9 protein-coding genes and 1 pseudogene are annotated in these 10,365 nt (G+C 48.4%); all 10 read left to right on the forward strand.

Translation table 11 applies throughout. The features are described from left to right. Positions 1–5 precede the first annotated feature (5 nt). Complete coding sequence (locus B2X65_RS17265; RefSeq protein WP_290614796.1) at positions 6–689, forward strand: flagellar hook assembly protein FlgD; 684 nt, start codon at positions 6–8, stop codon at positions 687–689. A gap of 25 nt (positions 690–714) precedes the next feature. Beyond that, positions 715–2,022 (forward strand): flagellar hook protein FlgE, encoded by a 1,308-nt coding sequence (flgE, locus tag B2X65_RS17270; protein WP_290614798.1) that lies wholly within the window; start codon positions 715–717, stop codon positions 2,020–2,022. Positions 2,023–2,148: 126 nt separating this feature from the next. Continuing rightward, on the forward strand, positions 2,149–2,895 hold the full coding sequence (flgF, locus tag B2X65_RS17275; RefSeq protein ID WP_290614800.1) for a flagellar basal-body rod protein FlgF: 747 nt from the start codon (positions 2,149–2,151) through the stop codon (positions 2,893–2,895). A gap of 37 nt (positions 2,896–2,932) precedes the next feature. Continuing rightward, positions 2,933–3,721: a flagellar basal-body rod protein FlgG gene (gene flgG, locus B2X65_RS17280; RefSeq protein WP_097112206.1), complete on the forward strand. Its 789-nt coding sequence runs from the start codon at positions 2,933–2,935 to the stop codon at positions 3,719–3,721. A gap of 11 nt (positions 3,722–3,732) precedes the next feature. Continuing rightward, entirely contained in the window at positions 3,733–4,419 is a 687-nt protein-coding gene (flgH, locus tag B2X65_RS17285; RefSeq protein ID WP_290614803.1) for a flagellar basal body L-ring protein FlgH, read from the forward strand. Positions 4,420–4,525: 106 nt separating this feature from the next. Next, positions 4,526–5,632, forward strand: coding sequence for a flagellar basal body P-ring protein FlgI (locus tag B2X65_RS17290; RefSeq protein WP_290614804.1), 1,107 nt, complete (start codon positions 4,526–4,528; stop codon positions 5,630–5,632). A gap of 1 nt (position 5,633) precedes the next feature. Then, positions 5,634–6,692 carry a flagellar assembly peptidoglycan hydrolase FlgJ gene (gene flgJ / locus B2X65_RS17295; RefSeq protein ID WP_290614806.1) on the forward strand — a complete coding sequence of 353 codons (1,059 nt, stop codon included), beginning with the start codon at positions 5,634–5,636 and terminating at the stop codon, positions 6,690–6,692. 35 nt (positions 6,693–6,727) lie between these two features. Beyond that, positions 6,728–8,758, forward strand: coding sequence for a flagellar hook-associated protein FlgK (gene flgK / locus B2X65_RS17300; protein WP_290614808.1), 2,031 nt, complete (start codon positions 6,728–6,730; stop codon positions 8,756–8,758). 2 nt (positions 8,759–8,760) lie between these two features. Further along, positions 8,761–9,993: a flagellar hook-associated protein FlgL gene (gene flgL / locus B2X65_RS17305; RefSeq protein WP_290614810.1), complete on the forward strand. Its 1,233-nt coding sequence runs from the start codon at positions 8,761–8,763 to the stop codon at positions 9,991–9,993. A 232-nt stretch (positions 9,994–10,225) separates the two neighbouring features. Further along, positions 10,226–10,365: pseudogene (locus B2X65_RS17310) on the forward strand (flagellin); the annotation flags it as partial.

Here is a 10,365-nt window from a genome sequence, read left to right on the forward strand (position 1 = left end):
AGCAGATGAGTACTATTAACAATAACCCGGCATTAGATGGCATGTACTGGGATGGCGGCAATAAAGTGCCGGAAAAAAACGACGGTGCTTTGACCCAGTCAGATTTTTTTGCTCTGTTGACCCAGCAACTGGCTTATCAGGATCCGACCAAGCCGGTAGAAAACGATCAGATGATTGCGCAGATGACTAACTTTACCATGGCAGATGGTATTGGCTCGTTGAATGAGAGCTTTAAGGGTTTTGCCGAAAGCATGACTTCAAATCAGGCACTGCAGGCATCTTCGTTGGTTGGGCGCAGCGTGCTAACTCAGTCTGACGAAATAGTCTTCACCGGCGAAACGCTGTCCCGTGGCCATATTAACCTCGATAAGCCGGCAGATAATATGCGGGTGCGGATAGAGAAAGCGAATGGTGAGCTGGTTACTAATTTTGACGTCAGTAATCCGGCAGTAGGTAAAAACGAATTTGTCTGGGACGGCACTGACGCCAACGGAGAGCCGATGCCTCCTGGTGTTTATAAAATTAAAGTAGAAGCCAGTTTTTCCGGTGAAAACCAATCAATACCGGTCAATGTGTTTACGCCGGTATCCAGCGTGAGCCTGGCAGGCAATGGCAAAGGAATTACTCTTAACCTGGTTGGGTTAGGGGCAGTAAAATTAACTGATGTTCTTGAAGTTTCTTACGGTTAAGCAACCGTTTAAGGTGAGGTGATTTATGAGTTTTCAAATAGCATTAAGCGGCCTGGCTGCAGCCCAGAAAGATCTGGATACCACGGCAAACAATATCGCGAACGTTAACACGACGGGCTTTAAAGAGTCACGGGCCGAGTTTGCCGATGTGTATGCTACGTCTATTTTTTCATCCGGGCGCACTAAAGTCGGTGACGGTGTGTCTACCTCCACGGTTGCCCAGCAGTTTAATCAGGGATCATTACAATTTACCAATAACTCGCTGGATTTAGCGATTACCGGTGAAGGTTTTTTTGCCACCACGCCTGATTTACAGTCACAGGACCTGACCTACACCCGGGCCGGCGCCTTTAAGCTGAATAAGGATAACTTTATTGTCGATAACCGCGGCAACTTTCTGCAGGGCTTTAACGTTGATCCGGTAACCGGTGAAAACAGCTCAGTCAGTTTAAGTACCTCTTCACCTATCGCCATACCGACTTCAGCGGGGGCGCCACGTGAAACCAACAATGTGTTTCTGAGCATGAACGTGGATTCCCGGGCTTTGCCAACAGCGGCAGTGCCGTTTAGTCCAACAGACCGGGCAACATACAATCATTCCACCTCGGTAACGGTTTATGACAGTCTGGGCGAGTCGCATATTCTAACCACGTATTTCAGAAAAACCGATACGACAGCACCGGCACCATCAGAATGGGAAACCTTTGCAGTTTGGGATGACCAAACCGCTCCGGGCGAGCCAATTCAGGGTAATAATATTCGCTTTGATTCCAGCGGTAATTTCATCACTCCACCAATCCCGGAAATAAGGCTACCTGCTGCGGTGTTAAACGATCCGCTAAATGGCTATTTAGATAACGGTGCGCAGTATGTTAATGATGTGGTGGTTAACTTTCGCGATGCTTCTGGCACCCGCACGCCCACACAATATGCATCTGGCTTTGATGTCAATAATTTAAGCCAGGATGGCACCACGGTTGGCAGCCTGACCGGGGTTGATATTGACTCTTTTGGCCGGGTGCTGGCAACTTACAGTAACGGCGACTCATCTTACCTGGCTCAGGTTACGCTGGTTCGTTTTGCCAATGTGCAAGGCTTAAAGCAGGTAGGCAATACGTCCTGGAAACAAAGCTTAACCTCGGGCGAGCCTATAGGTGGCCAGGGTAATACCGGTACCTTTGGCTCAGTAAACGCCTCGGCGCTGGAGCAGTCCAACGTTAACCTGACGACCGAATTGGTGGATTTGATCAGCGCCCAGCGAAATTTCCAGGCCAACTCACGCGCCCTGGAAGTGAACAGTACCTTACAACAGACCGTGCTGCAGATCCGTTAATATCTAGCTGCTTAATTGAGCTGAAACACCACCTCCGGGTGGTGTTTTTTTATCCGCTGTTTGCTATCAGGCCTAACTGGCATCAAAGTTGCTTTAAAGATATAGAGATGACTATCGGAGCGCATTATGGACCATTTGCTATATATCGCCATGAGTGGTGCCAAAGAAAACATGCACGGCATCAGCGTTCGGGCTAATAACCTGGCAAACAGCAATACCGTTGGTTTTAAAACAGATTTTGAACAGGCCAGAGCCATGCAGGCATACGGGGCTGGCTTGCCCAGCAGAGTATTCGCCATGACCGAGCAGCCAGGTCAAAACTTTGACGCCGGACCCATGATTATATCGGAACGCGAGCTGGATATTGCCATACAAGGCGATGGCTGGTTTGCGGTGCAGGATGCGGATGGCAATGAAGCCTACACCCGTGCCGGAAATTTGCAGTTAAGCCCCACCGGCATGCTGGAAACCGCTAACGGCCGGGCGGTAATAGGGGATGGCGGGCCAATACAACTGCCGGTACCGCTGGCCAAGTTAGAAATAGGGCAGGACGGTACTATTAGTGCGCTGCCACAGGGCGCGCCGGCCAATGCGCTGGAAGAAGTCGGCAGAATTAAGCTGGTTAACCCGATACACGCTGACCTTACTAAGGGCACTGACGGTTTGTTCCGGCGCAAAGATGGCCAGCTTGCCGCCGCCGATATTAATGTCAGCTTATTGCATGGTGCCTATGAGGGCAGCAACGTCAATGCCGTGGGCGAAATGACCTATATGATAAGCCTGCAACGGCAATTTGAGCTACAGGTAAAAATGATGAAAAGTGCCGAAGAAATGGACCAACAGCAAAACGCCTTGCTGCGGATCATGGGCTAGTTAACTGATTAATGGGCTTAGGCCCGGGAGGTAACAGATGCATCCAGCTCTGTGGATAAGTAAAACCGGTTTAGACGCAAAACAGCGTGATATTTCGGTTATTTCGAATAACCTGGCTAACGCCAGCACAGTCGGCTTTAAAAAAAGCAGGGCGGTGTTTGAAGACTTACTGTACCAGAATGTTAACCAACCCGGTGGACGTTCTTCTCAAAACTCTGAACTGCCAAATGGCTTGATGATTGGTGCAGGTACTAAGGTTGTTGCCACTCAGAAAAACTTTACTCAGGGCAATATGATAACCACTGAGAATAGTTTGGACATGATGATCCAGGGCCATGGTTTTTTTGAGGTATTAATGCCAGATGGCACCACTTCTTATACCCGCAATGGTCAGTTCACTGTTGATGGCGACGGCAATCTTGTGACTTCCGGTGCTGGCTTTCAGGTGCAACCCAATATTGTTATCCCCCCTGATGCCACCAGTATTACGGTATCGCAGGATGGTGAAGTATCGGTTCGGTTAGCCGGTCAGGTAGATAATGCGGTGCTGGGTCAGCTCACTGTGACTAACTTTATTAATCCGGCAGGTTTAGAGCCAACGGGACAAAACCTGTTTAAAGAAACGGCCGTTAGCGGCGATCCGGTGCAGGGTATTCCTGGTCTGGAAGGACTGGGCATAATTGTGCAGGGCTCGCTGGAAACCTCTAACGTTAACGTGACTGAAGAGCTGGTTAGCCTGATTGAATCACAGCGGGTTTATGAAATGAATTCGAAAGTGATTTCTTCCGTTGATCAGATGCTGGGTTTTGCTATTCAGCAATTATAAGTGGAGGCATTATGCGTGCTTTTATGCTGGTATTGTCCGCGCTATCTGCGGTCTTATTATTAACGGCTTGTGCCTCAACACAGCAGCCGTTCGCTGATGATCCGTATTACTCGCCGATACCGCCAGAACCAGCACCGCGTCAGGTTTTAAAAACCGGCTCGTTGTTTGCGCAGCATCAGTCTAATAGTCTGTATACCGACAATAAGGCCCGAAATGAGGGCGATATTATTACCGTGGTGCTGCGTGAGCGCACCCAGGCTTCCAAACAGGCGAAGCACGAAACGGGCAAAGACAGTAGCGTAACAGTCGACCCAATGGTGGGTCTTAGTGGTCGGGCGGTGTCTGTAGCAGGCAATGTATTACAGTTTGGCGCTAATTCTACTGCTGAATTTAAAGGTGATGCCAAAGCGGATCAGAGTAACAGCCTGGTGGGCGATATTTCAGTTAACGTGCTGCAGGTCATGGCCAATGGTAATTTGGTGATCCGGGGCGAGAAGTGGTTAACCTTAAATACCGGCAAAGAATATATTCGCTTAACCGGCATTATCCGGCCGCAGGATGTGGATGTGAATAACACCGTGGAATCAAATAAAATTGCCAACGCCCGGATTGAATACAGCGGCACCGGCGCACACCATTATGGTCAGTCGCCGGGTTGGTTAAGCCGGTTTTTCAACGGACCCTTATGGCCTTTTTAATAACGTGGCCTTTTTAAGAATGTGGCCTTTTTAAAAATGGCCATGTTTTGCGTCACAGTATGAGTATTTTAAAATGAACACTGCAGGCTACTTAGGAGTAAAAACCATGTTCCGGAATAAACTGGCTGGGTATCTGGTATTGCTGCTGACTCTGTCGCTGACAACTGGACCGGCAGATGCGGCGCGGATTAAAGATGTGGCCGATATCGAAGGCGTACGGTCAAACCAGTTGGTGGGCTATGGTCTGGTGGTTGGTTTACCTGGCACTGGCGAGCAAAGCCCGTTTACCGAACAAAGCTTTCGCACCATGCTGGCCAATTTTGGTATTAATTTACCGGCAGGTCAGCGCAGCCAGATTAAAAACGTGGCTGCGGTAGCGGTGCATGCGGAACTGCCTGCCTTTGCCAAGCCTGGCCAGACTATCGACATCACGGTATCGTCGGTAGGCAGCGCCAAAAGCTTACGCGGTGGTACCTTATTGCAAACGTTTTTAACCGGTTTAGATGGCAATGTGTATGCCATTGCCCAGGGCAGTTTAATTGTCAGCGGTTTAGGTGCAGAAGGTCTGGATGGTTCACGGATCCTGGTTAACACGCCAACCGTCGGCAGCATTCCAAATGGGGCCATGGTAGAGCGCGAAGTTATCTCGCCCTTTGGCAACGGTGATTTTATTACGTTTAACTTAAAAGAAGCGGATTTTACCACGTCAAAAAGGTTAACCGATGTCATTAATCAGTTTATCGGGCCTGACACCGCTTATGCAAAGGATGCCAGCTCGGTTCAGGTCAGGGCGCCGCGCGATTTATCCCAACGGGTGTCGTATCTGTCAACATTAGAGAATTTAGAGTTTGCCCCGGCTGATCATTCAGCCAAGATTATTATTAACTCCCGTACCGGCACTATTGTCATTGGCAAAGACGTCAGGTTATTTCCGGCGGCAGTCACGCACGGTGGTTTAACGGTTACCATTGCTGAAAACCCAGAAGTGGTGCAGCCTAATGCATTTGCCGAAGGGGTTACCGCCATTGAAGAAAATTCCATTATTGATGTTAACCGGGAAAACTCGCGCATGTTTAAATTTGATCCGGGCGTAACGCTGGACGATTTAGTGCGCACCGTTAACGCGGTTGGCGCGGCACCCGGAGATTTAATGGCCATTTTAGAAGCATTAAAAGAAGCTGGCGCCATTCATGGCGAGCTGGTGGTGATTTAAGATGAGCCTGACGAAAACTCAAGTCTCTTATCATGATGTAAATAGCCTGCAGAATATTAAAACTGCGGCTAAAACCGATGAAAAAGCAGGCTTGAGACAGGCTGCAGAACAGTTTGAATCCATTTTTATGAGTATGCTGCTAAGCAGTATGCGAAAAGCCAATGCGGCCTTTGAAGCCGAAGGCATGATGAATAGCCAGACCACTGAGTTTTACCGCGATATGCATGACAGTCAACTAGCGACTGATTTAGCCCAGAAAGGCGCGCTTGGTCTGGCCGATTTACTGGTTGCTCAACTTGACCCGACCGCGGCAATTAAACCCGCTAACAAGGATACAGAGCTGAAAATGCCCGGGGCGGCCAGTTTTAACCCGCTACCAGCGCGACCAGATAACAGTAGAGTACTGAGCAACAGCGAACTTAGCAGCAACGTCAAACACACGCTAAACGCTATTGCTGATTTACCTAAAGCATCTGCACCTGCAAATACGGTGATGCCCGCCTCTGTGTCCAAGGCAGCGGCGATCACGAAGCCTGACTGGCAAATTGGCTCGCCTGAGGAATTTGTCCGTAAATTATTACCGGCGGCAAAACAGGCAGCTAAAGCGCTTGGCTTAGATCCGATGGCAATGATTGCGCAGGCTGCCCTGGAAACAGGCTGGGGCCAGCGCATGATTAAGACGGCCCAGGGCGATAACAGTTTTAATTTGTTTGGAATAAAAGCCCAGCGCAATTGGCAGGGTGATAGTGCGGTGGTTGATACGCTGGAGTTTCGTGGCGGTGTTGCCCAAAAAGAGCAGGCCCGCTTTCGTTCTTACAGCTCGCCAGAGCAAAGTTTGCAGGATTACGCCAGCTTTATTAGTGACAGCCCCCGCTATCAGCAAGCGATGCAGGTTGCTGCCGAGCCGGCTGCATACTTTAACGAGTTACAGGCTGCGGGCTACGCTACCGATCCTGCTTATGCACAAAAAATAATGGCCGTGTATCAAAGCCCTGCATTTAACCAGGTGCGGGCCGAATTAAATGCCGCTCAAGATTTCAGCAATGGCGCCGATGAATAGCATGTTAGCCAACAAAAGTGGCGACGGAGCAACCTATGTCAGATAATTTACTTAAAATTGGTAGTTCAGCGGTGATGGCAAACTCCACGCTGCTTAATACCACAAGTAATAATATCGCTAATTTAAATACCCCGGGCTATGTCAGGCAGCGCACTGAGTTTGAAGCAGAGCAAATGGGTTTAGGGGTAGGAAAGGGCACCACCGAGCGGTTAGTGAGCGAGTTTACCCTGCAACAGTTGCGGCGTGACACCACTAATCTTGCCTATGCCAATCAGTATGTGTCAGAAGCTAACCGCATTGATGGCTTGTTCTCTAATCCGGCCAACAGCATTTCAACTGCAGTAAACGATTTATTTCAGAAGTTTCAAACTGCTAATAATGACCCCAGTTCAATCTCAACCCGATTACTGATTATCAGCAGCAGTGAATCGTTACTTGACCGTTTTGGCACGCTGTCAAATTTGGTGCTGGATCAATCAACTTATATTAATCAGCAGCTGGAGTTGGATTTACGCGCAACCAATAGCCTGATTAAAAATGTGGCCGATTTGAACAGAAACATTGCGAACTATGGAACTGGCAGTTCTAAACCGGTGCCGCTTAACTTGTATGATCAGCGGGATGAGGCTATCCGTCAGCTGGCGGAGAAAGTTCAGATCAAAGTGCTGGATGCCGCCAATGGTGAAAAGCTGGTGTTTATGGCAACAGGCCAATCGCTGGTCATTGAAAATGGTGAATTTGGTATTTTAAGTTTGCAGGGCAACCCTGATCCCAATGTAAAAGAATTACAGTTACAAAGCACTGCCAGACCGGGTGTTATAAGACAACTGGGTAACGAGCAACTGGGTGGTCAGTTAGGTGCTTTACTGGCCTTTCGGGACGAAACGCTTATTCCTACTCAAAACCAGTTGGGGCAGTTAGCGCTGGCAATGGCGGACTCGTTAAATGAACAAAATAAACTCGGCATGACCGGCAACGGTGATATTGGTAAAGACTTATTTGCATTACCAAGCTTTAACGGGCTTGGCTACAAAGAGAATACCGGTGCGGGTGCAGTGACTGCGGTAATTGAACCTGGCAGAGCATATCAGTTGCCGCCAAACGATTTTTTAGTCACTTTTGAAAGCCCCAGCACCTTTATTGTCGAAGCTGTTGATAGCTTTGGCAACGCTATTCCTAACTCTGCCATTACCCAAACCGTTGCTGGCTTTCCGGCGGTCTTAAACGCGGCCAGCAGCCCGGATGATGATTTGTATGGTTTACAGATCACCTTGAATGATAGTCTCGGCGCCTTTGCTGATGGCGACAGGTTCTTGTTAAAACCGCTGGCGGGTGCTGCCAGGCAGGTAACACAGCTTAGTAACCGGGCCGAAGATATTGCCTTAGCATCGCCAATCAGAAGTAGTGAAGCGGTTGATAACCTGGGTAATGCTGAAGTAAACGCACTGGTGGTGAGTAGCACCGATCCGGCATCATCAGTGTTCAGTCCGCCAGCTTCGTTAAGTGGCGCACCGTTTCAGGTTACCTATATTGGTGGTAATCAGTTTGAAGTGCGGGATAATACCAGTGCATTGCTCGGAACCACCCCGGCTTTACCAACCGGTCAGTTTAATAATATTATGGCCCAGGCAGGTTTAGCTAACTATGGTTTTGATTTTAATATTACCGGTGCGCCGCAAACCGGAGATGAGTTTATTATCGAATATAATGTGGGTGGCTTTAACGATAACCGCAATGGCTTAAAAATTGCCGCGCTGCAAACAGAAGATACCATGCGCCGCTATGCGGTAACCACCCCGAATGCCGATAACCAAATGAGTTTTAACGAAGCGTACGGCACTATGGTAAGCTTTGTCGGTGATAAAACAGCCCAAGCCAGGAATGGCCAGGCCGCGGCTGAGGCATTATATTCACAAACTCAGAACTTATTTGAATCGCTCTCAGGTGTTAGCCTGGATGAAGAGGCCGCAAATTTGGTCAGGTTTCAACAAAGTTATGCTGCAGCGTCTAAAATTATTTCAACATCGCAAACCATATTTGACACCCTGCTGCAGGCTGTGAGGTAACAATGAGAATTTCATTCAACACCAAATTTAACCAGGGCTTAAATGGCATTCTGGACACTCAGCGCCGCCTGCTTAAAGCGCAGGATCAAATGATTAAGCAAACCAAAATTCTGACGCCTGCAGATGACCCTTCGGGTAGCGCCAAGGTGCTGGGCGTTGGGCAAAATTTGTCGCAGTTAGCGCAGTTTGAGCAAAATGGTATCGCCGTTAAAAACAACCTTGGTGTGGAAGAAACGGTTCTGACCTCGGCCAGAACGGCAATGGACCGTGCCAGATTGTTGGCACTGTCTGCGGGTAACGGGTCTTATTCTGAATCTGAGCGGGAAGCGGTTGCCAACGAGTTAGAAGGTATTCAACAGCAATTGTTTGATCTGATGAATAGCCGCAATGTCGAAGGCGGCTTTCTGTTTTCCGGTTTTCAGGATAGCGTTAAAGCGTTTTCACTTGATGCCAGCACAGGGCAATACGTGTTTAACGGTGACGATGGTCAAAAATCGTTGCAGGTCTCCCCAGGGGTCGTGCTACCGGTAAATGACAGTGGAAAAAAAGTATTTGATAGCGTGCAGGTAACGCCGCAGCCAGGCGCTGCGGTGATCTCTGTGCCAGGGCCTACCAGTGCTAATGTCAGTGTGGCTAATCAGGCTCAGTTTAATAACTTTTATCGAAATAACTACGATAAATTAAATCCCGCCGACAATACGTTTAATGTGGTGCTAACCGCACCAAGTAATTATGAAATAACCCGGGGCGGCGTCTCTTTGGTGCCGCCGGTGACAGGAGCTTATACCTCAGGATCGCCTATTTCGTTTAATGGGCTGGAAATCAACATTTCTGGCCCGGCTGGGGCGGGGCAAGTTGATTTCGATTTACCTGCGCCCGAAAGAACCAATATCTTAAACACGATTTCTGAATTGATGACAGCATTGCGGGTGCCGGGACCAACTGATGACGCGTATCAAAGTAAAATTGCCAAAGCGATAGGTGAAATAGATTCTGCGTCGACCAGTGTTGCTGCAACCCGTTCGTCGATCGGTGGACGAATTAACGTACTGGATAGCATCAATGGCTCTAACGCCGATTTAGAAATTCTGGCGAAGCAATATCAAGCAGATTTGGCAGAGGTAGATTTTTCAAAAGTGATTGCCGACCTGACGAAAGAAGAAACTGCATTGCAGGCGGTGCAGCAAACCTTTAGCAGCATAACCAATACTTCTTTGTTTGATTATATTCGTTAGATTATAACCCCTTATTATCCATTGTGGACTGTTCGTTATGACCGGCAAATCGTTGCCGGTCTTTTTTTTTAACACTTCGCGCAATTTTTCCCTCAGAACCCCTTTTTTATACGCTTTTAAAAAAAAGTTTAAAGTTTCGGTTGCAAGCTCCGATAACTAAGTATCAGGCAAATCATCGCAACATTTTCAAAGTGATGGTTAGCAGCGCAAATAGTTTATCAGGAGAAACACCATGGCTTTATACGTCAATAGCAACATCAGCGCGTTAAATGCACAGCGTCAGTTAATGAACAGCGGTAACGCCCTGGACACCTCGTTTAAACGTTTGTCTTCTGGTTTGCGGATTAACAGCGCCGCTGATGACGCAGCAGG

The sequence above is a fragment of the Arsukibacterium sp. UBA3155 genome (genome assembly GCA_002364615.1).
Taxonomy (GTDB): domain Bacteria; phylum Pseudomonadota; class Gammaproteobacteria; order Enterobacterales; family Alteromonadaceae; genus Alishewanella.

Bases quoted from the DNA above. Each gene is read 5' to 3' on its own strand.
- B2X65_RS17265 (WP_290614796.1), top strand. From the start codon at position 6: ATGAGTACTATTAACAATAACCCGGCATTAGATGGCATGTACTGGGAT.
- flgE (WP_290614798.1), top strand. From the start codon at position 715: ATGAGTTTTCAAATAGCATTAAGCGGCCTGGCTGCAGCCCAGAAAGAT.
- flgF (WP_290614800.1), top strand. From the start codon at position 2,149: ATGGACCATTTGCTATATATCGCCATGAGTGGTGCCAAAGAAAACATG.
- flgG (WP_097112206.1), top strand. From the start codon at position 2,933: ATGCATCCAGCTCTGTGGATAAGTAAAACCGGTTTAGACGCAAAACAG.
- flgH (WP_290614803.1), top strand. From the start codon at position 3,733: ATGCGTGCTTTTATGCTGGTATTGTCCGCGCTATCTGCGGTCTTATTA.
- B2X65_RS17290 (WP_290614804.1), top strand. From the start codon at position 4,526: ATGTTCCGGAATAAACTGGCTGGGTATCTGGTATTGCTGCTGACTCTG.
- flgJ (WP_290614806.1), top strand. From the start codon at position 5,634: ATGAGCCTGACGAAAACTCAAGTCTCTTATCATGATGTAAATAGCCTG.
- flgK (WP_290614808.1), top strand. From the start codon at position 6,728: ATGTCAGATAATTTACTTAAAATTGGTAGTTCAGCGGTGATGGCAAAC.
- flgL (WP_290614810.1), top strand. From the start codon at position 8,761: ATGAGAATTTCATTCAACACCAAATTTAACCAGGGCTTAAATGGCATT.